Annotated in this window: 17 protein-coding genes; 4 read left to right on the top strand and 13 right to left on the bottom strand. The window is 41.2% G+C overall.

What is annotated here, in order from left to right; translation table 11 throughout:
- Window positions 1–139: 139 nt before the first annotated feature.
- From hisA to G500_RS0103275, 3 genes are read right to left on the bottom strand one after another with little or no spacing between them, the layout of a single operon-like run.
- The gene (gene hisA, locus G500_RS0103265; protein WP_035756178.1) at window positions 140–835 is read right to left on the bottom strand and encodes a 1-(5-phosphoribosyl)-5-[(5-phosphoribosylamino)methylideneamino]imidazole-4-carboxamide isomerase; all 696 of its coding nucleotides are present in this window, start codon (window positions 833–835) and stop codon (window positions 140–142) included.
- Window positions 836–861: 26 nt separating this feature from the next.
- Window positions 862–2,802: a RecQ family ATP-dependent DNA helicase gene (locus G500_RS0103270; RefSeq protein WP_027001553.1), complete on the bottom strand. Its 1,941-nt coding sequence runs from the start codon at window positions 2,800–2,802 to the stop codon at window positions 862–864.
- A gap of 10 nt (window positions 2,803–2,812) precedes the next feature.
- Complete coding sequence (locus G500_RS0103275) at window positions 2,813–4,987, bottom strand: cation:proton antiporter (RefSeq protein ID WP_027001554.1); 2,175 nt, start codon at window positions 4,985–4,987, stop codon at window positions 2,813–2,815.
- Between the two features lie 315 nt (window positions 4,988–5,302).
- Between G500_RS0103275 and obgE the strand changes: the two genes are divergently transcribed.
- Together obgE and G500_RS0103285 are read left to right on the top strand one after the other, a co-directional pair.
- A complete protein-coding gene (gene obgE, locus G500_RS0103280; protein WP_027001555.1) occupies window positions 5,303–6,298 on the top strand; it encodes a GTPase ObgE in 996 nt (331 codons plus the stop codon).
- A gap of 138 nt (window positions 6,299–6,436) precedes the next feature.
- Entirely contained in the window at window positions 6,437–6,979 is a 543-nt protein-coding gene (locus G500_RS0103285) for an RNA methyltransferase (protein WP_027001556.1), read from the top strand.
- Window positions 6,980–6,997: 18 nt separating this feature from the next.
- On the opposite strand, the gene G500_RS0103290 is transcribed toward G500_RS0103285, so the two are convergent.
- The 5 genes from G500_RS0103290 to G500_RS0103320 all read right to left on the bottom strand — a co-directional run bounded on the left by G500_RS0103290 (window position 6,998) and on the right by G500_RS0103320 (window position 13,810).
- Window positions 6,998–7,294 carry a hypothetical protein gene (locus G500_RS0103290; protein WP_161626069.1) on the bottom strand — a complete coding sequence of 99 codons (297 nt, stop codon included), beginning with the start codon at window positions 7,292–7,294 and terminating at the stop codon, window positions 6,998–7,000.
- 219 nt (window positions 7,295–7,513) lie between these two features.
- Complete coding sequence (gene floA, locus G500_RS0103300; RefSeq protein WP_035756181.1) at window positions 7,514–8,524, bottom strand: flotillin-like protein FloA; 1,011 nt, start codon at window positions 8,522–8,524, stop codon at window positions 7,514–7,516.
- Between the two features lie 245 nt (window positions 8,525–8,769).
- Window positions 8,770–9,354, bottom strand: coding sequence for a glutathione peroxidase (locus tag G500_RS0103310; RefSeq protein WP_245574456.1), 585 nt, complete (start codon window positions 9,352–9,354; stop codon window positions 8,770–8,772).
- A gap of 132 nt (window positions 9,355–9,486) precedes the next feature.
- A complete protein-coding gene (locus G500_RS0103315; protein ID WP_027001560.1) occupies window positions 9,487–10,128 on the bottom strand; it encodes a methyltransferase domain-containing protein in 642 nt (213 codons plus the stop codon).
- Between the two features lie 43 nt (window positions 10,129–10,171).
- A complete protein-coding gene (locus tag G500_RS0103320; protein WP_027001561.1) occupies window positions 10,172–13,810 on the bottom strand; it encodes an SNF2-related protein in 3,639 nt (1,212 codons plus the stop codon).
- Window positions 13,811–13,919: 109 nt separating this feature from the next.
- Here G500_RS0103320 and G500_RS25435 point away from each other — a divergent pair, with 109 nt between their 5' ends.
- Complete coding sequence (locus tag G500_RS25435; protein ID WP_086047794.1) at window positions 13,920–14,090, top strand: FecR/PupR family sigma factor regulator; 171 nt, start codon at window positions 13,920–13,922, stop codon at window positions 14,088–14,090.
- Window positions 14,091–14,278: 188 nt separating this feature from the next.
- On the opposite strand, the gene G500_RS0103345 is transcribed toward G500_RS25435, so the two are convergent.
- The 4 genes from G500_RS0103345 to G500_RS0103370 form a co-directional block, all read right to left on the bottom strand.
- The gene (locus G500_RS0103345) at window positions 14,279–15,241 is read right to left on the bottom strand and encodes a COX15/CtaA family protein (protein ID WP_027001562.1); all 963 of its coding nucleotides are present in this window, start codon (window positions 15,239–15,241) and stop codon (window positions 14,279–14,281) included.
- A 164-nt stretch (window positions 15,242–15,405) separates the two neighbouring features.
- Window positions 15,406–15,819, bottom strand: a complete 414-nt coding sequence (locus G500_RS0103355) for a DUF5606 family protein (RefSeq protein WP_027001563.1) — start codon at window positions 15,817–15,819, stop codon at window positions 15,406–15,408.
- A gap of 117 nt (window positions 15,820–15,936) precedes the next feature.
- The gene (locus tag G500_RS0103360; protein WP_027001564.1) at window positions 15,937–17,157 is read right to left on the bottom strand and encodes a hypothetical protein; all 1,221 of its coding nucleotides are present in this window, start codon (window positions 17,155–17,157) and stop codon (window positions 15,937–15,939) included.
- A gap of 171 nt (window positions 17,158–17,328) precedes the next feature.
- Window positions 17,329–18,024 (bottom strand): SIR2 family NAD-dependent protein deacylase, encoded by a 696-nt coding sequence (locus G500_RS0103370; protein WP_027001565.1) that lies wholly within the window; start codon window positions 18,022–18,024, stop codon window positions 17,329–17,331.
- A gap of 468 nt (window positions 18,025–18,492) precedes the next feature.
- Here G500_RS0103370 and G500_RS0103380 point away from each other — a divergent pair, with 468 nt between their 5' ends.
- The gene (locus G500_RS0103380; RefSeq protein WP_154656994.1) at window positions 18,493–20,031 is read left to right on the top strand and encodes a mechanosensitive ion channel family protein; all 1,539 of its coding nucleotides are present in this window, start codon (window positions 18,493–18,495) and stop codon (window positions 20,029–20,031) included.
- A gap of 198 nt (window positions 20,032–20,229) precedes the next feature.
- On the opposite strand, the gene pafA is transcribed toward G500_RS0103380, so the two are convergent.
- Entirely contained in the window at window positions 20,230–21,972 is a 1,743-nt protein-coding gene (gene pafA / locus G500_RS22145) for an alkaline phosphatase PafA (protein ID WP_161626070.1), read from the bottom strand.
- Window positions 21,973–21,984: the final 12 nt, after the last annotated feature.

The following is a 21,984-nucleotide window of genomic DNA, read 5'->3' on the forward strand; positions in this document are numbered from 1 at the left end:
AAGTAACCTAAACCTACAAAATCTCCCACAAATTTCCAAGCCAAAAACGCCTATTATAGAAAAAATCATAATTTTTATTTGGTAGATAAATGGCAAAATGAAAGCTAATCCATTTAAAAATGATTAGCTTTCAAAAAAACTAAATCAAAATTTTATTTTCATAAATAGCTTTTCCAACAATCACGCCATCAATACCTGCCGTAGCCAAATCGTCAAGGTCTTGTTGCGAACTCACCCCACCGCTGGCAATAAGTGTAAGCTCTGGAAAACGCGCCCTTAGTTTCTGATACAGTTCTAAGTTTATACCTTCTAATGCACCATCTTTGTCTATATCTGTGCAAAAAAATTGCGTAAGCCCCTTCTTTTGATGCGTTTCTATGAAATCAAAAATATGCCAAGTGCTGCCTTCAAGCCAACCGCTGGTAAGCAAATGCTCCTGCTTTACATCTGCCGCCAAAAGGACTTTTTCACCTCCCAAAAGTGCTAACATTTCCCAAAAATGGTCTGGTTGTTTCACCGCCAAACTGCCAATATTGACCATTTCTGCCCCCCTATTTAGAACTTCCTGCGCCGCTTGCAAGGTTGTAATACCACCCCCATAATCTATTATTAGATTGGTTTTAGTTGCAATTTTTTCTAAAATGCTTAGGTGCTTTGGCTCACGCGCCTTAGCACCGTCCAAATCGACCATGTGTAGGCGCGTAATGCCCTTTTCTTCAAAAATTTGTGCCTGCACCAAAGGGTCGGCATTGTAAATTTTAGAAGTATTGTAGTCGCCCTTTGTGAGGCGAACACATTTGCCCTCTATCAAATCGATGGCAGGAATGAGTTGCATAGTTTTTATGATTTAATTTTTAAAGTTTATTTTTTATAAATTTCACCAAATTGATTGCGTGCAATTAGCTCCTCTTCTAATAGTTTTTTCAGAGCGGTCATAATTTTTTCACTTTGCAAGATGCCCTGATGAGTGCTAATTTTTTCTACAAGAAGTCGCAATTCTATTGGTTCGGAGGTGAGCATTTGCAGTATGGCGGTGCTAATTTTTGCAGTATCTTGCTCATTTTTAAGCAGTTGTGTAGTCGAGCTTTGTTTCTTTTTCTGAATACAAACATCACAAACGCCACAAATTTGGTCGGTTATCTCACCAAAATATTCCAGCAAAACTTGGGTTCGACAGCGCACCTGATTTTGAACATATTGCGTCATGGCAGAGATTTTGTCGAGTGCGTCATTTTTACGAAAAGCCAAAAACGCTTCATTGAGGGGCAAATCCGCTGCCCCATACCGTTCGGTGAGAAATTGCAGTTGGGGCGCGTCTTTTTGTGGTATGTAATCCAATACGCCCGTTTGTGCTAAAAATTCTAACTTATTTTTTGTTTCAAAAGGTGTAATTTTTGCCTGTGTCGCAATTTTTTTCTCTTGTATCGAAACATAAGCCGAAAAAAGTCCCCCATAAAGACGCATCAACGTTTTGATAAAAGAATCCATTTCGGGATAGCGAATTTGATAATTGTATAAATCTTGTGAAGTCAGGAGAAAATGCAATTTTGAAGGCAAATAAAAACTTTCTGATAGTTGTATAAACTCTTGTTCTTCCAACTTTTTTAGAGAATAGTAAGCCTCTGTATAAGGAATGTTAAATTTTTTGTAAAAATCTTCTATATCAAAATCAAAACTATCTTTGGGAAAACTTCCTACCGCAATTTTAAAATAATTTGCCAAAGATTGATATGTTTTTCTAATGATTGCGCTGCTGGGGTGTGCCTGTAATGTTCTTTTTGTTAGATTTTGAATATCATTTTGGTTGTAAAGCAAGACGGCGTATGCTTTTTTTTCGTCCCTACCTGCACGCCCTGCTTCCTGATAGTAGGCTTCGAGCGAATCGGGCAGTTCAGTATGAATGACAAGGCGCACATCGGGCTTATCAATGCCCATTCCAAAAGCGTTGGTGGCAGCGATAAGGCGAATTTTACCCTCTATCCACGACTGCTGAACGGTATTGCGCTGCTCCTGCGTCAGTCCTGCATGGTAATAATCGGCAGAGATACCTTGCTTGCGAAGCCAAGCCGCCATTTCTTTGCAAGCCGCTCTACTTCTCAAATAAATAATAGCCGAACCTTGCACATTTTTTAGAATTTGTAAAACTTTTTTAGGCTTATCTTCTTCATAAAAAACCGAATAAGAGAGGTTTGCCCTTGCAAAACTTTTAATAAATACTTTTGCACTATCAGGAAAATGTAATTTTTCCATGATGTCTTGTTTTACTTTTGGCGTAGCCGTAGCAGTAAGGGCAAGGCAAGGTGTTTTGGGCAGTAGTTCGCGAATTTGATAAATTTCGGTGTAGGGCGGACGAAAATCGTAGCCCCATTGCGAAATGCAGTGCGCCTCGTCGATTGCCAAAAGCCCCACTTGCATGCGTTTGAGCCGCTCGCGGAAAAGGTTTGTTTTGAGCCTTTCGGGGGAAAGATAGAGGAACTTGATTTTGCCTATTGCAGCCCATTCCAAAACTAAATCAATTTCTTTTTGATGCATGCCCGAAAAGATAGCGGCAGCGGGAATTTTGCGCTTGCGAAGTTGGAAAACTTGGTCTTTCATCAAGGCAATCAGGGGCGTTACGACCAAACAGACCCCCTCCATAGCTAAGGCAGGCACTTGAAAACAGATAGATTTCCCCCCTCCCGTAGGCATCAGGGCAAGGGTATCGTAGCCGCTCAAAGTGGCGGCAATGATGTCTTCCTGCAAAGGACGAAAAGCGTCGTAGCCCCAATATGTTTTGAGAATTTCGCGAATATTTGCAGCCATGTCGTTTTTTCTACTTGTTTTTTGAAAAATATTTGCCTAAATTTTTACCAAATTCATCTAAGCGGTTTAGATTTTCTTGTAAGGGTTCTAAAATAGGCGGATTTTTCAGGTTCATATAACTTTCAGCCATCACGCCTGCCTGTATGGGATAGATGAGTGTAAAATTATTATGATTAAAATATTTGTTTAGATAGCTCGGTATTTTGTTCATTTGTGGCGTATAAGAAGGGTGATTTTTGCGGCTCATGACCACCATCAAATTGTCATTCACTTTTACCTCGCGCGAAATGATGAGAAAATCCTCCCAATCATCAAAAATATGAAATTCGAGGTCGATAGGATTTTGGGCTTGTATTTCTTTTAGATAAAAAATTGTATTTTCAGTTGCGTAAAAAACTAATTTTGCACCTGTATTCCTACCAATATTCCACAATTTAATAAGCCAAAAAGGAAAACCAATTTCGCGCTCCGCCTTTTCGGGAATGAGGATAATGTGGCGATTGATAGTGGCTAAGGGTTGATGCGGCTTGTAGATAAGCGTTGTGGTGTTGCACTTGGTTAGGATACCCTCGGTAAGCGTGCCTAAAAAAGAATCAGAAAGGTTACCTTTTCTATGCAAACCAATAATCATATCCGTAATTTTATGCTCTTTGATAACGCTGGTAATGGCATTGACGATATTGAGGTCGTATCGCAAAAGTTGCTGGATTTTGATGTCTGTGGCAGCCCCAACTTCTGTGGCGCGGTCTAAAATCTTGTGCGCATTTTTTTCGGCTTGGCTATCGCCCGTCGTGTTATTGATGACGTTGAGGGCGAAAACGCCATCTTTGTTGCGCTTAGATTTGACGGTAATGCTCAAATTGACTAATTCTTCGGCATTTTCGAGGTTTGCAATCGGAATAAGAATACGCTCCTCGCTTTCAGATTTGCCCTCGCTATCGGCGGCGGCATCGGCTAAGGCAAGGGCTTGTGCGCCTTGTTGAGAAAGGAAGGAGGCAACGGTACAGGTAATGAGAATCATTAAAATTGTACCATTCAAAACACTTTCATTTAATAAGCGAATGGGCTGCCCTGCGGCATCAGTACCCAAAATAATATTGTAGCCAATCAAGACGGCTGCCAAAGTAGCGGCGGCACGTGCGGCACTCAATCCGAACATGAGTTTGAGTTCGTTTTTATTAAATTTAAAGGCTTTTTGGGTAAAAAAAGCGGCTAAAAATTTAGACAACAACGCCACAAAGGTCATCACGCTGGCGACTTTGAGCGTTTCGAGGTCTTTGAAAAAAGCGCGGTAGTCGATGAGCATGCCCACTCCAATCAGAAAAAAGGGAATGAAAAGGGCATTTCCCACAAATTCAATCCGATTCATCAAAGGCGAAGTGCGCGGAATCAGACGATTCAGTGCCAAGCCTGCCAAAAATGCGCCGATAATGGCTTCCATACCTGCGGCTTCGGCTAAAAACGCGCCCAAAAAGACCATCGCCAAGACAAAAATATATTGCGAAATACTATCTTCGAAGCGTTTGAAAAACCACCGCCCGATAAGGGGAAATCCGAGCATCACGATAAGGGCAAAGAGGATAACGGAAATGACCAAGCGTATCCAAAATTCGTTGGTGAGTTGCCCTGCACTCATGCCTACAATTACTGCCAAGACCAAAAGCGAAAGCGTATCGGTGATAAGCGTTCCAGCAACGGTAATACTGACCGAGCGATTTTTTGATACGCCCAGTTTGCTCACCAAAGGATAGGCAATAAGTGTGTGCGAGGCAAGCATGGAAGCAAGCAAAACCGAAGTCATCAGGCTAAAATCGAGCAAATAAAGCCCTGCTCCTACGCCCAAAATCATGGGCAGCGAAAAAGTCAGGAAGCCAAAAAAAAGACTCTTGCGCCCGTTCTTTTTAAACTCTGCCAAATCTATTTCCAAGCCTGCCAAAAACATAATGTAGAGCAAGCCTACCGTACCAAAAAGCACAATACTACTATCTCTGCTCATCAAATTTAGCCCATGTGTGCCAATAACCGCACCTGCCATAATAAGCCCTATCAGGTGTGGAATTTTGAGCTTATTTAAAAGCAAAGGCGAAAAGAGAATGATAAACAAAATTAAAGCAAAAATAAGAACAGGATTTTTCAAAGGCAATGAAAAATCGAGTGCATTGAGCAAGAGAGTTGCGGCGTGCATAGTGTCGTTTTTTAGTGTATAATGCGGCTTCAATCGGGTTTGATTTTCGCAAAAGTAACCCTTTATAGGGGGCGGCTTTCAGAAAAATCACTTTTGGGCTTGTCTTAGACAAAAGCCATTCTTTGTCCCTTTCTAAACCGAGCTAATCCATAGGCAATACAATAATATGAAAAAAAATTGAACTCTGCCAACTGCTTGCGTATTTTACCGCTTTTCCTACTGCTCTTTTTGGGAAAAATCCTTTCGCTATTTTAAAAATCTGTATCTTTGCCGTTTGAAAAAAGGCGTTTGCCGCCTACTCGCAGCAACTTATTTATGGATACTTCAGAAAATTTTATAGATTTTATCAAAATCTATTGCCGTTCAGGAAAAGGCGGCGCAGGCTCGGTACATTTTCGCAGAGAAAAGTTTGTCCCCAATGGCGGTCCCGACGGGGGCGACGGGGGAAGGGGCGGACATATTATCGTCAAGGGCAATCCGCACCTCTGGACGCTGCTCCACTTGCGCTATCGCAAGCACATCATGGCAGAAGATGGACAAAATGGAGGGGCAGCCAAATGTTTTGGCAAACAGGGTAAGGATATAATCGTGGAAGTGCCTATCGGGACACTCATCAAAGATGCCGAAACCGAAGAAGTGTTGGCAGAAATTATGCACCCCGAACAGGAGGTTGTTATCGTCAAAGGGGGTAGAGGGGGCTTGGGAAATACCCATTTTGCTACCCCTACCACACAGGCACCGCAGTACGCACAGCCCGGCGAGCCAGCCATAGAAAAGTACATCTACTTCGAGCTTAAAATCTTGGCTGATGTAGGCTTAGTGGGCTTTCCCAATGCAGGGAAATCTACGCTGCTTTCGGTTATTTCTGCTGCCAAACCCAAAATCGCAGACTATGCCTTTACCACGCTTGCGCCTAATTTGGGCGTAGTGCCGTATCGCGACGACCGTTCCTTTGTCGTTGCCGATATTCCCGGTATCATCGAAGGGGCAGCCGAAGGGCGCGGCTTGGGCTTACGCTTTTTGCGTCATATAGAGCGAAATTCCATTCTACTTTTTTTAGTGCCTGCTGATGCTAAAAATATACGAAAAGAATACGACATTCTTTTAGACGAACTTCGACGCTATAATCCCGAACTTTTAGACAAAAAACGGTTCTTGGCTATCTCTAAATCTGACCTCTTAGATGAAGAATTAGAAAAACTCACCAGTGCCGAACTGCCTACCGATTTGCCACACCTTTTTATTTCTTCGGCGAATATGAAAAATATCCAACTGCTAAAAGATAAACTTTGGGAACTGCTTAACCGATAACAACAAAAAGAATCGCACTACCCACAATTAGCAACTCTTAAAAAGTTGTTAGTTGTGGTTGCAAAGGGCGAAGAAATTTTGAGTTGTTTCCCAAAAATAAAAACTTTATAGCTTAATCTAATTTACTATTTTTGTGTTATGCTTACAAAATTAGAAACCGAACAGATTGAACGCCTTTCGCCCGCCGACTTTGAACAGGCTGCCAAGTTTCCCGTTGTCGTACTTTTAGATAACTTGCGCAGTATGCACAATGTAGGCTCTGCCTTCCGCACCGCCGACGCTTTTGCGATAGAAAAAATCTACCTCTGTGGCATTACGGCGCAGCCCCCTCATCGCGAAATTGAAAAAACCGCCTTAGGAGCAACCCAAACCGTAAGTTGGGCGCATGTAGGAAATATTACAGAAATTGTAAGCAAATTAAAATTAGAAGGCTATCAAATTATTGCCATCGAGCAAACCAATCAGAGTGAAGCACTGCAAAATTTCTTTCCCCAAGCCACTCAAAAAATCGCCTATCTCTTTGGAAATGAGGTCTTCGGACTAAGCGAGGAGGTCTTGCCCTTCGTAGATAAAGCCATAGAAATTCCCCAATTCGGCACCAAGCACTCCCTCAACGTTTCGGTCAGTATCGGTATCGTCCTTTGGGACTATGTGAGCAAACAGAAAGGGAAACTGATTTAGGTAAAAAACATACAAATTTTATCTTTCTATTTTTAGTACAATTTCAACTTTGTCGTTTCCAAAAATATCTGTTTTAAATTTTATAGAGATATTGTAGTGAAAATTATAAAGTTGTTTTAGCTTATCGAGATTTTGCTTTTTTTCAGTGGCAATTTTGATTTTTCTACGATAGCCATTCAAAGGCATAAAAGCCGTTGGAAAAATACTGATACCTACCCCCATCACAATAAGTGGGACAGTGGAAAAAACATAGCTTTCTGCTGCCCTTGTCATAAGGGACAAGATTTGTCTTGTCCCTACAAAAAGCAGGGTCAAAATCAGTAATGTTAAGTTCTGCAAAAAGCCTTATTTTATCAAATTTGACACAAAATAAAATTTGGGCAGCACCCTATTTTTGGGTTTGAAAATCCTTTTTTATTTCAATCTTGCTGCGGACAAGGCAATGCCTTGTCCCTACATTCGAACCTATTTTTTAGAATTTAACATCACTGGGGTCAAAATCGCCCCTACCTGCAAAAAATTAGCCCTTTTTGGCTACTCGTCGTCGTCATCACTCTGATTTTTCTTCGGAATCGCCTCTTCGGGGAAGGCGATAGACTCGCGCATGTGTGTATCTGCCTGAATGTTGCGCATGCGATAGTAGTCCATGATGCCCAATTTGCCCTCTCGCAGTGCAAAGGCAATGGATTTGGGAACTTCAGCTTCGGCTTCGATTACTTTGGCGCGTGAGGCTTGTGCCTTCGCTCGCATTTCCTGCTCTACCGCTACTGCCATCGCACGTCTTTCTTCGGCTTTCGCCTCTGCCACCTTCAAGTCGGCATTGGCTTGGTCTATTTGTAACTTTGCCCCGATATTTTCACCTACATCGATATCGGCAATATCGATGGAAAGAATTTCAAAAGCAGTGCCAGCATCTAAGCCTTTTTGTAGAACTAATTTTGAAATTTTATCGGGATTTTCTAATACCTCTTTGTGCGAAACCGAAGAACCAATAGAAGTTACAATCCCTTCGCCTACACGCGCTAAGATGGTTTCTTCACCCGAACCGCCCACTAATTGCGTAATATTAGCACGCACCGTAACCCGCGCCTTCGCAATCAGTTGGATACCGTCTTGCGCCACTGCCGCCACAGCAGGCGTATTGATAACTTTGGGATTTACCGAAATTTGAACGGCATCAAAAACATCACGCCCTGCCAAATCTATCGCCGCCGCTTGATTAAAAGAGAGGTCTATGTTTGCTTTTTCCGCCGAAATCAAAGCCTTAATTACCGAATGTACGCTGCCGCCCGCCATATAATGCGTTTCCAAATCTTGCAACTCCAAATCGCGCAGACCCGCTTTTGTAGCCACAATCATAGACTCTACTATCACATGCGGCTGCACCCGACGCAAACGCATACCGATAAGGTCGCCCAAACCGACGCGCACGCCCGAAAAAATAGCCGTTATCCAAAGATTGACAGGAACATAGTAAAAAAGTGCTGCAACCATACCTACCACAACTGCAATGGCAAGCACCGCATAAAAGATTTCCGAAAACATAGTTTTAAATTAAGGGTGAGATGAAAAACAGAAAAGCAAGTCAAAAGCCAAAGGCGAAAATAGGCGTTTGTTCTCAAAAAAACAACCCCCGCCCTCAATTCTTTCAAAAAAAGCACCCCTTAGAGAAGCTATTTTTACCAAAAACAAAAAAGCAAGAGCCTTTTGCCCTTGCTTCTGGATAGGATTGTTTTTGAAATACTATTTTTTTGTAGGCTACTAATAAAAATTAGGATTATAGCAAGACCCTACAATTTTTCTGCAATCTCCACAGGATTGGTAGAAGAACCAAAAAACTCGACCTTCGTACCGTCTTCGCTCACCAAATACTTGCAAAAGTTCCATGACGGCGACTCGCCCCCTGCCTTTTCTGCCAACCACTGATAGAGTTCGTGCTGGTCATTGCCTTTTACCGAAATTTTTTCAAACATCGGAAACGTAACGCCATAGTTGAGCGAACAAAATTGGGCAATTTCCTCGTTCGTACCCGGCTCCTGACCGCCAAAATTGTTGGCAGGAAAGCCCAAAATTAGCAACTTATCGCCATATTTTTCATGGACGGCTTGCAAGTCGGCATACTGACCTGTATAGCCACATTTAGAAGCCACATTGACAAAAAGGAGCTTTTTACCCTTGTAATCGGCTAAAGAAACCTCTTTGCCTTCTATTGTTTTGACTTTAAAGTCAAATAAATTTTTATCGTTCATGGTGTTTTCCGAAGAAGTGTTTGAATTTTTCGAAACAGATTGGCTGTTTGCCTGCGTCGTGCTGCCACAAGCCATCAGACCCAACAAAACAGACAAAAGAGCAGTATAAGCAAAGAATTTAATCATAATGTTTAGTCGTATTTTGAAATAAGGCGCATCATATTAGAAAGTTGGAAAGCAAGCCACCTTGTTTTCCATTCAAGAGCATAACCCTTTCGAAGTAGCTTTGTTTGTAGAAGTTTGAAAAAAGCCCTGCTTTTATGTTTTTCTAAGAATAAAAAACAACTCCTTGCCCGCTCTGGGTTTGATGCTATTGTAACAAGGTTCTATCTTTTTGATATGAAAATAAGGCGCGAAATAAGTTTCGTACTCCTGCTTACAACCTCCATAGGGTGGGTCGCCTTCCTTTTTAAGCGGAAAATCAAAAAGCAAGCCTGCTAAAATGCCATTCGGTTTTAAAAGACTCGCCATTTTTTGAACATAATCCTGACGCAAGGTAGGATTTAAGGCACAAAAAAAAGTTTGCTCAATAATTAAGTCAAAATAATTTTCTTTTTCAAACTTAAAAAAATCACATTCTACCAAATATTTCGCCTCAAAACTTGGCACACGCGCCTGCAATGCCTGTAAGGGAGCTTGCGCCATATCCACAACCCAAACATTTTGAAAACCAAGACGGTGCAGATATTCCGCCTCATAGCCGCTGCCAGCCCCCGGCACTAATATCACCATCTGAAAAAAATCGGGGTGCTGCGCCGCCTCTGTCGCAACCAAATTATCGATGTAAGTTTTGAGCGGTTCTGTAATCGCGCTTGCGTCCCAAGGCGTATCTTGCTGCTGATACCTGCTTTCCCAATAATGGGCATCTAAGGCAGGATTTGAAACGTCATTTGGATTCATTTTGTGTGAAAGTAAAGTAAAATGAAAGATAACTAAAATAAAATTATCGCAACTGAATTAGCTCTAAAATCTGTTCGTTAGAAAGTTCAGTAAGCCAAGTATCACCTGTTTCTACTGTTAGTTGAGCCAACTCTTTCTTTTTTTCAATCATTTTATCAATTTGTTCCTCTAAGCTATTTTGTACGATAAAACGATGAACGAAGACATTTTTTTTCTGTCCGATACGAAAACTTCTATCCGTAGCCTGCGCTTCGACGGCAGGATTCCACCACAAATCGTAATGAATAACCTGATTCGCCTCTGTAAGATTTAACCCCGTTCCGCCTGCTTTTAAAGAGAGAATAAGGACAGGAATTTGTTTAGTTTCTGAAAATTGTTTCAAAACGGCTTTGCGCTGTTCCAAATTTAAGCCGCCATGTAAAAAGAGCGGACGGTAGCCCATCTCTGCTTCAATAATGGTTTCTAAAATTTCACCCATTTGTGTAAACTGACTGAAAATCAAGGTCTTATCGCCTTGTTTTTCTATTTCTTTGAGCAAATCAATAAGTAGCTGCGTTTTGCCCGAAAGGGCGGCTTCTCTGACATCGTTTTTCAAAAATTGGGCAGGGTGATTGCAAATTTGTTTTAGTGAGCCTAATAGCTTTAAAATCAAGCCTTTACGCTGCATACCTTCTGCCTGTGCTAATTGCTCCATTGTTTGGCTTACCACATTTTGATAGAGAGCTGCTTGCTGTGGCGTGAGGGTACAATAATGATTTTGACTAATTTTTTCGGGCAAATCAGAAATGATATTTTTATCGGTCTTGACCCTACGCATAACAAAAGGTGATGTAACTTTTTTAAACTTTTCCAATATTTCGTGATTCCGTTCCAATTCGATAGGACGTGCGTAATCGTAATAAAACTGATTAAAAGTGCCTAAATATCCTTTAAATACAAAATCAAAAAGACTCCAATATTCGCTCAAACGGTTTTCCACGGGCGTACCACTAAGTGCGATTTTCAAGTCCGCAGGAATGGCTTTGAGTGCCTTGCTTTGCGCCGTATCGCTGTTTTTGATTGCTTGCGCCTCATCAATGACCAAAACCGACCATTTTTTTCCCGCCAAAAGCTCGCCTTCTGTGCGTGCAATGCCATAAGAAGTGAGAAAAATGTCGTACTGCTCGGTAGTATGGGGGAATTTTCGCTGGCTGCCATAAAAGGTAAAAACTTGCAAGGTAGGTGCAAATTTGATGATTTCTTGCTGCCAATTCGCAAGTAAGGTCGTCGGCAAGACAATAAGAGCAGGTTTTTCTTTTAAAACTTCTTCTTCTTTTAGCTTTAAAAGAAAAGCAATCGTTTGAAGCGTCTTGCCCAACCCCATGTCGTCTGCCAAGATAGAACCCAAGCCCAAACGCGCATTTCTATACAACCAAGCGTAACCTTTTTGCTGATACGGGCGCAAAGTAGCTTGTAAGTTTTGAGGCAAATCTACACTTTTTTCTTCTTTTAAAGGCTGCAAAAGACGCACGACGGCTTGTTCTAAGGCAATTTCTACGCCTGCCTTTTCGCCTAAAAGTAGGTGTTGCAGGCTTAATTGGGTTTTATTTTTTCGGGTCTGATGTGCCTGCTCTAAAATTTTGGCTACCTCTTTTTGGTCTATCCACACATATTGATTTTGCAACCAAACCAAACCAGCGGTATTTTCTACCAACTTTTCAAAACTCTCTACATCGAGCCTTTTATCGCCTAAGGCAATTTCCCACTCGAAGTCTAAGATTTTTTGCACCTGCAAAAGTCCGCCTTTTTCATTTTTTTGATTTTTTTTCTTTACAAAAATTTTACCTTTGGGGCGCAATATCTTCTGCAAACTTTTAGGCAGCAAAATTTTGATGCCCAAAAGTTGGAGCAAGGGCAGAGCCTGCTCGAAAAAAGCCGACACTTCCTCCAAGGTTATCGGGACGGGCGTTTTTTCTTGCGCCTCCAAATAAACTTTAAGGGCAGGCAGATACTCACTTAGCAAATAGGCATCTTGCCAAAATAAATTGTGTTGATTTTCATACTTTTTTTCACTCAAAAAAGTAGAAAAATCTATTATTTTTTCAGGAGTGTGTAGCAAATTTTCTGCCTCTTGTACTGCCTGCTGTGGCTCGTTTCGGACTACAACCTGCAAGGCAACCTCGAAAATTTCGGGCATATCGGGGATTTCGCCAATATAAAGAAGTGGCTGCAAATCTTTTTTAGAAAGAAATAACTTTTCTAACCAAAGATGAATAAGAATAGGCAAATTCTGCTCACTATACCTTTCAAAAGGCTGCAAATCTTTCAACAAAAAAAAGGCGTTCCACTTAGATTTGAACTTTGCAAGCCTTCCAAGATGCGCATGGAGATACCGCTCGATGTAAATCCCTGACAGATAAGCAATTTTTTCTTGGGCGTTGGTAAAATAATATCGTTTTTTGAGCGAATCTTTCCTATCCTTTGCCTGAAAAAAAAGTAGGTCGTCGGGCGCGTGTGCCGCCAAAATTTGCATCATTTTTTCCACTTCTACAACAAAATTGGCAGGCTGCCACTGAATAAAATAGCCCTTATGATGGCGCAACATGCGTGGCAGAAAGAGTCCCTTTTCCAAAATTTGGAGAATAAAAATATGAAAATAATAAAACCACTGCAAGGCAGGACTAAGCGTAGGGATATATTCTATCGGAATTTCATTAAAAAAATCTATAAAAGGAAGTTCTTTTATCGGTTCTGAATTAGAAAGTTTGGTAGCATTTTTAGTATTACCTTCTTTTCTATCATTTTCTATACTTAGATGCAGCGTTTTGAGATTTAGAAAGCCATCTACTTCCACTTTTAGCTGCTGCCATTGCTGCGCCAAACGAACTTCCTGCCTTAAATCTTGCTCGGAATTGATGTTGGAGAGCGTATCAAATTGTGTTTTTTGTATTTCTTTTGTAATGACTTTATATTGTGATATTAAAACTTCTTTAAAATTAGTTTCCGTATCAAAAGGCGGTCTTTCAGAAAGTAGTTCGGGAATTTGTGTATTGAGCGTGGGCAGGGTAGAAAAGTCTAATTCTTGGGCAGCAAAGAGGCTAAAATCCTGCTTGGGCAGTGATACATCTTCTTCGATAGCGGTAGCAGTTTTATACCAAATATTAAATTGAGTAGTGGCTATTTTAGAGGTAGTTTTGTTGAGTTCTTCAAGCAAATCGGTATTACGAAGATTAAATACTAAAAATGGATTTTCTTCTATTTTTTGACTTATTTGATAAAGCACCGCCGCCATGTGTTTGCAAGGAGCTGTTGGGTCGGGGCAGGAGCAGGAGGCTTTCAAATCGCGCCAGCGGCGTGGAAAAAGGTAAATTTCTTCGGCTTCGAGCATCTCGAAAAGCACTGTGGGTAGCTGATTTTGAAGCAGTTGGGTAATAAGTAAAGGATTTTCTGCCAAAATTTCTAATATCTTTTGGTCTTCTTCTTTATCAAAAGGCTTTATTTCGAAACGTACCTGATAAGGCTTAGGGCGGCTGCCCAAAACTTTCGCACTTACGTAGTTTTGTATAATTTTTAGCTCTAAAATTGAACCACTTTTTGCATAACTTCGTCCGCGCTGCAATCTTCCCGAATCGGCTAAATTGTGTAGCATTTCGAGCCACTTTTCGCTCCACCAAGTAGTGGTGAATTTATTTTTTTTTTCCATTTTTAAGAAAATTTAATAGGGGCAAACGCACACTTTTTCGTCTTTTTGTCGTCATGCCTACAAAAAAGACGCTACTGTGCATTTCCACAATTTAAACAATTTTTCATAGATGCAAAAGTTGAAATATCTTCGCCTCATTACCAAACAGCTCAATGGTGAAATTTCGCCTGCCGAAGAAGCCGAACTCACTGCTTGGCTTAAACGCCACCCCCTCAACGCTTTGGCGTATCAACAGCAAAAAGCTATCTGGGATAAATTTAGGCTCATGGCACAGGCATAGCCCATTATAGCCCATTTTTAGCGGAGCGGCAAGCCTGCGAATTTTGCCCCTCGAAGCCCCTACTTTTTTTGATGAAAGAGGGGCTTTTTGATTGTAAAAAGTCTTTTGTTTTCAAGTTTAAAGCAAAATAAAGTTTGGCAAAATAAAATTTGGATTAAATCCTATTTTGGGTCTGAAAATCCTTTTGACTATCCTTTGCCTATGCTGTGAATTTTGACAAAAATCCAAAATTGCAGCCCAAACATAATCGTACCCAGAAGCAAATGTAAAGGCTGCACAAAGGCAGGCATCGCCAAATACGCCAGCACAACCCCTGTGAGAATGGCAACGACAATCAGACCTAACAGCCATTTGCCCGCATTTGCAGCCGCAATGGAGCGCGAAGCTATCAATATTTTTACTAAATAAAGGTGTAATCCTAAAATTAGTAGGGAAAAAGAACGGTGAATATAGAAAGAAAGCCCTAATTGGTCTATCCATTCTGCACGTAAGTTTTCGCCCATTTTTTTAGCAACTACATCTACCATTTCTCTGACTTGCGTACCGAGTATAATTTGTACCAGCCCCAAAGATAGGCAGGCAACCAAGACCAGAGAGAGCCTTTTATAGACCCAAGAAGGGACTCCCCAAGCGGCAGGTTGCTGCTCCAAACGTGCCTTAGCGACGGTGAAAATGAGGATTCCGACAATGACCAAAGCCATGACCATGTGCAACGTTATCATGCCCTCGTGTAGGTCTGTTGCCACAACGATAGACCCCAACCAAGCCTGAAAACCTACCAGAAAGACCGCCAAGACCGATAGAAAAGTGATGTACCTTTTGCCCCTATTCCAATAAGAAAAAGAGAAAAAAGCGGTAGCCAAGACAAAAAGCCCTATCAAAGCCCCAATGAGGCGATTGATGTATTCTATCCACGTCTTGACGGGGTTGAAGTCGGCAATTTCTTTTCCTTGTACGGCAAAACGTGTCTTGTAGTCGGGCGGCAGTTGGCTAATGTCGGTAGGTGGAATGTACTGTCCGAAACATTTAGGCCAGTCGGGGCAGCCCATGCCTGAACCAGTGCTTCGAACTACACCTCCTACCCAAATAAGAAAATAAATCGCGATGATGGTAATAAGTCCGAAGGTGCGATAAGCAGCGACATTTTTCATAAGCGGAAAGAGATTGAGGGATACAAATTAGGGCAAAGATACGATAAGCGCAGGATAGCGCACATAAAAAAAACCCAAAATCCTTAGAGAAAGGTTTTGGGCAGGTCTTAATTTTACGAAAAATCGCCTTAAAAAAGCCACTTTTAAACTTTATTAGGTTCTGTTTAGGCTTCTTTTGTCGCCTCGCTACGCTCCAAGACTTCGGGCGCGTGAATGGCTAAGACATTGTACCAGTTTATGATTTTTTTAATATCGGAAATATAAACGCGGGTTTTATCGTGTTGTGGCAAAACTTCGGAAAGGAAAGCGCGTAGGCTATTGTCGTCTTTTCCAACTTCTGCCTCACCAGCGAATTTTTCCTTCATGGCATAAAAGACTTCTTCGAGCGGGATAGAGCCTTCCTCTGTGGTTGTGTAGATAGAGATTTCTTTTAGAATAGAGATTCTATGGCTTGCATCAGCCATGATTTTAGTCTTTCCGCCGCCAATAGCCTCAATCACAACACCGTTGCGTGTGGTTTTCATGATGCGATACAAACCAGGTTTTCCAGAAATAACGGCAATATCTTTAAGTTCCATTTGCAAAACGTTTTGAATGAAAAGGGTTAGAATAAGAAAAAACACAAAGACCTGCTCGAAAACGCAAAAACAGGGAGGGCAAAGATACAAAAAAAGCAAGATAGCAAGCCTTCCGCCTTATCGAATTAGGATAATTTCTGCCGAAATTGGCTCGGAAGTGTTTTCGCTTTCATCTTTGAATTTGATATAAACGGTCTTTTTGCCGTTCTCGCCTGTCAGATGCCAGTCGGAAATCAGTTCTTCGTAGGGTTGCCAACGGGCGTTTCTAAAATCGGCAAAGTTGCTAATCATCATCAGACTTGCTTCTTCGGCTTTGATAGAAAGCTCGACGATACCGTCGATGTGGCGCGTTGTGGTTTCGCCTTCGTTGATGATAAGCGATAGATTTTTGGGGGCTTCGGTGTCTTTGACAATCATTGCCGAAGTAGGGGGCGTTTCATTTTTGGCATTGTCGCGAAACTTGGCATAGACTTTCTTTTCGCCTTCGCCTTCGGTAAGTAGCCATTTGAGGTTGCGTTGGTAGGGTTGCCACTCTGCCCCTTTGAAGTCGGCTTGGTTAGAAACTTTCATTTCGGTTGCGCCGATGGCAGTCAAGACCAGACTCACCTCGCCTTTTTTGTTGGTCGTAAAAGGCACATTGCCATCAATAACGATACCGTAGCGCACAGGAGCTTGGGTATCCAGCCCTACTTTGTCGGAAATAAGCTCGGAAATATTGCCTGCCCTATCCCTAAATTTGGCAAAGACAAAATATTCGCCATCAAGCGTACCCGACAATGCCCAATCGGAAATGGTGTCTTGTACTACCTGCCAACGCTGACGGTAGAAAGAGCGATGATTACTCACCATGACGTAATAGCGTTCTTCCTCTTCTTGTGTCCAAGAAAATTTGAGCGTAACCCGCTGTGTGGTATCATTCAAGACCTTATTGGGAACATCGATTTCTATTTTTGTGTTCTGTGGCGCAGTTTTGTCTAAAAAAATATGCGCACTTTGCATGCCAACATACGTCCCTTTGGCATCTTGAAAACGCGCAAAAACCGACTGCATGCCTTCGGTTTTGAGTAAAGACCAGCCATAGACCTTAGATTGGTAGCCAATCCAGTTGGCATCTCTAAAATCGGCATAGTTGCTAATTTGCATCTTGGCAGCATTAGGCGCAACTAATTGTAGCGTAACGATAGGCGTGCGCGTATAGCGGCTGCCTCTATTGATTTTGAGTTTGATAAAATTAGACTCTTCGCCTTGTGCCAAAAGCAAAGAGGAAGGCAGCATTATATCCGAAAAAAAAAAGAAAGCGGAGGCTACCCAAATAAAAAGCAAAGAGAGGAGGCGCATATTTTTGTATAATTAAGAAAATGGACAAAAGGTAAAATTAGGATAGAAGTCAGACACATTCAAAAGAAAAGTACCATTTGCAAAAATAAGGGGCTTTGATACTACCATGCAAGAAAAGAAAATGCCAAAAAGCCATTTTCTTTTCTTTTTTTCTCTTAAAAAAGCGAAAACCTACACGTATTCATTTAGCAATACTTCTTCTACCTGCTTCATGCCTGCGCTGGCGACTTTGGGTATAAAGTGCAAGTTGGGCAGCTTGCGAATTTGGGGGATTTTGGGGTCTATGACAAATTTGGGGGCTTCGCTGCGTACATATTCTATCAGCCCTGCGGCAGGATAGACCAGCATAGACGTTCCGATAACTAAAAAAATGTCGGCTTCCATAGCTTCAAACATCGCCGTTTCCATCATCGGCACAGCCTCGCCAAACCAAACAATGTGTGGGCGCAACTGCTTTCCCCAAGGGCAGAGGTCGCCTTTTTTCAACTCCCAACTCTGCATCTCGACGACATGTTTTTCTTCTACCACGCTGCGTGCCTTGAAAAGTTCGCCATGCAGGTGCAAGACGTGTGTAGAACCTGCCTTTTCGTGCAAATTATCTACATTTTGGGTAATGACCGTTACTTCAAAAAAGCGTTCTAAGGCGGCTAAAATTTTGTGTCCGTCGTTGGGCTTGGCATCTTGGGCAGCCTTGCGCCGTTGGTTGTAGAAATCCAGCACCAAATCAGGGTTGCGTTGCCAAGCCTCTGGTGTTGCGACATCTTCAATACGATGCCCCTCCCAAAGCCCGTTAGCATCGCGGAAAGTGGGGATTCCGCTTTCTGCACTAATGCCCGCTCCTGTGAGGGCTACAATTTTTTTCTTCATAAAAGGAACTGGTTTTTGAAAGAAATTTCGAGGAAAGAATTTAAGTGGCGAAAGTAAGCGAACAAAAGTAGGCGTTGACACGCTAAAAGAATATAAGAGTGTGAATTTTGGGAAATAGAAAATAGGCAGAGCCACACGACAAGCCCTCGTCATTTGTTTGAGCGTTTGTCATAGGCTTAACAAGCCCTGCCCTTCGAAAAAGCTACAAACAAAGATAGTAATTTTTTTTGAACCTGCCTACACTTTCCTTTTTTTCTGCTTTTGAGCCAAAATAAAAGCAAACTTTCTTTGGTTTTGATGGCTTTATTTGCTATCTATTTGGGTAGCAACCTCTAAGCAATTTTTATTTTTAGCGTAGTTTTTTAAGGTCTTTGTCTATTTTTAAAAATCGTTTGACGATTTTCAAAGATTAGACTATCAGATTTTATTAACTTGCCTTCAATTTTTTACTTTTTTACGCATAAAATCATGAAATTTGAAGAAATACTCCTGCTTTCTGTTTTATACGCCTTTGAAATCACCTTTTTTTTCTTGGTCGGACGGCTTATTTTTATTCAGAAAATTGGAATCAAACAGCGTTTTATCCTCTTTGGCAGTTTTAACTTTCTGGTCATCTCTGCCCTTTTGGTTTTAAAAGAGTGGAACACCGCCCTTTTCTACCTGCCTGCCGACATCTTGAAAATTGCCTTTATGGGTTTGCGCTGCCTCTGGTGGTTTTCTATGGGTATTATTTTGAGTAATTTGTTGCACTACTTTTTGTGGAATGGAATTTTTATGAAAAATCAGGAGCGGACAATCCATAAATACGTCATTCAATTTTTTGATGCTTGTATTTATTTATCTACAATTTTGCTTATTCTAAATCAAGTTTTTCAACAATCTATTTCGGGCTTGCTCATTACTTCGGGAGTTTTGGCAATTATTTTAGGACTTTCCGCACAAACTACTTTGGGGGGAGTCTTTTCAGGATTGGCATTAAATCTCAATAAATCGTTTAGTAAAGGCGACTATATCATTTTAGATAAAATAAGAGGAAAAGTTATTGATATGAATTGGCACTCTGTTATGATAGAAGCAAGGGACGGTAGGAAGGCTATCATTCCCAACAAAATCATAGACGATTCGCTCATTATCAATAGCAGCCACCCTACTCAATACCGTAGGCACACACTTTCGCTCAAAGTAGAATACGAAGCGCGTCCCGAATTGGTAAAAAAATTGCTTGTGGAGGCGGCAAAACATGCCTCTTTGGTCTATCAAGACCCTGCCCCTGCTGCCTTTGTTGTTGAATTTAGCGAACAAGGTATCTTGTATGCCTTAGAAGTTTTCACCCAAGAATTAGAAGATGTAGAACTCAATAATGAACTTCTAACGCAAATTTGGTATAGCTTTAATAGGCATCAAATTAGCTTACGACCTGCCCTTTACCAACAAGAAGAAAACGTTAATTTTTTAAATAATCAACCCCAAAAAAGTCTGAATTTTGAGGAAGCCGCCTATCAACTTCTTCAAAAACAGGAACTTTTCAAAACACTTTCCGACACCGAAAAGAAAACCTTAGCGCATTGCGCCAAAAGAATCATAGCTGCTCCGCCTGAAAGAATTACGGTGCAAGGTGAAAGAAAATACAGTCTTTTTATTATTGCAAAAGGCGCACTTTCAGCTTGGATTATTAACCAATATGGACAAGAAGTAAAGGTAGCAAATTTAAAAGAAAATGATATTTTTGGTGAAATGGCTTTACTAACAGGGCAGGAAAGACGCGCTACGGTGCGAGTGGAGGCAGAGGTTATTTTGTATGAAATCTCAAAAGAAGACATTTTGCCGCTCATCAACAAGCGAAGCAGCATCTTACAAGACCTAAGCCACATTTTGGCTCTACGCCAATCGGAAGTAGAAAAAGCCAAACGCGAATTTGTAGCCAACGGCACACAAGAGAGCGAAGATTTGGCAGCCTTAAATGACAAGTTTTTACAACTTATGAAAGTTTTTTTCACAAAAAAATAACAACAAAAATTTATCTAACCTATTCTTTCTCCTGTTACTGTTAAATTCTAAAAGTTAGATATAAATGTAGGGACAAGGCATGCCTTGTCCGCAGTGAGATGGAAATAAAAAAGGCTTTCAAAGCTAAAAAAAGGGCAGCCAAAATTTTGTTTCATTTCTAATTTGACAAAACAAGGTTTTTCGCAGAATTTAACGTTACTACTCTTTCTCCTGTTTGGCTGCCTCAAAAAGTTCCTCAATGGGGTTTCCTATGCAGGCATCGGGGAAGGCAATTTCGAGCCAAGCCGCCACTGTGGGGGCAAGGTCGGAAATGGCAACGCGCCTTTGTGTGTCGCCTTGCGGTATGCCCGCACCATAAAAAAGCATTGGAACGTGCGTATCGTAGGTGTAGCTCGAACCGTGCGTCTGCCCCTTTCCTGCCCCGTAATAGCTTGAAATCCATTGCGGCTCGAAGAAAAAAAGCGCGTCGGGTGCATATTTTTGGTTGTAACCGCGCCTGATAAGTGCCTCTTGTGCGTCTGCCAACGTATTGTTTTCTATTTGATAGGCAGGAAAAACTTTATAGATACCATCTAAGGATAGTAAAAAATTAGTAGCAATTTTTTGTGCTTTTTCTATCTCAATATCATAACTTGAAAGCAATTCCCTATCCAAAACCAAACGTGGCTCGTCTAATTCCAACACAAAGGATTGATTTTCTTGCCATTTTTTAGAAGTTAGTAGTTTTTTAAGTTCTATATTTAAGTGTTCGTTTAATTCATCTTTATAGGCTCGCATGGGTACACAACTCACTTTATAGCCGTTATCACGCAAATACGCAGGCACATGTGGTGCGCCATGGTCGGCAGTTAGGAAAATAAGATATTCGTCTTTACCAACTTGAACATCTAAAAAGTTTAAAAAGTCGGCTAAATCTTTATCCAAACGCAAGTATGCGTCCTCTATCTCAACGGCATCAATGCCGTAATTATGACCCATGTAGTCGGTAGAAGAAAAGCTAAGTGTCAGAAAATCAGGCACTTGGTCTTCACCCATCTGCTCGGCACGAATTACTTGTTTGGCAAAATCTTTCAAAAAAGTAGCGGCAAAGGGTGTATTGAGGAAAAATTCATATTTATTCAAATCATTTACTATCTCTGCAAATCGATAGGGAAAAGTAGTGGGTGCTTGGGCGATAATATTTTTTTCGTAGGCGTTAGAATCAGGTAGGCTCTCTTGGTATGAATCGAGTGGCAAAAGCGTTTCCCACGTACCTTTTAAATAGGAATCAGGTATTTTTTGGTTGTTAAAATCAACTACCCAATCGGGCAAGGCAGTTAGATAATACGAACTACTAATCATTTTTCCTGTGTTTTTATCATACCAAAAAGCGGCTTTTGGGAAATGACCTGCGGGCAAAATTGCCCCTCTATCCTTATGCGAAATGCCAATAATTTTCGCGCCCTTTTGGGTATGAAGGAAAAGTTGGTCGGTAAGGGTGCTACTTTTAAGACGGTGTGGCGACATTTTTCCATTGTCATTGGCACTGCCGACCGTCTTTTGGGTGCTATCTTCTACACAATATACCACATTTTTACTTTTTCTATCAAACCAATAATTGTCCATAATGCCATGATAAGCAGGCGTTGTGCCTGTAAAAATGCTGGCATGCCCTGGCGCAGTGTTGGTAGGAATATAGTCGTAATGGGCATTTTTACACACAAAACCATTCTGATACAGCCTTTTAAAACCGCCCTCTCCGAGCTTATGGCGAAAACGCGCATAGTAATCCGCCCGCATCTGGTCTATCACAATTCCAACAATTAACTTAGGTTTTGGATTGTTTTTTTTACTTTTAATTGCCTCTTTTTCTATCTGTTGTCCTTTTGCATCAAAAGAAAAAGAGAAAATAGTTATTAAAGAAAGTAAAAAAGCGATATTTTTGAAAGCGTTAATTTGCATTTTGTAGAGAGA

This window comes from Hugenholtzia roseola DSM 9546, assembly GCF_000422585.1.
In the GTDB taxonomy this organism is placed as follows: Bacteria; Bacteroidota; Bacteroidia; order Cytophagales; family Bernardetiaceae; genus Hugenholtzia; species Hugenholtzia roseola.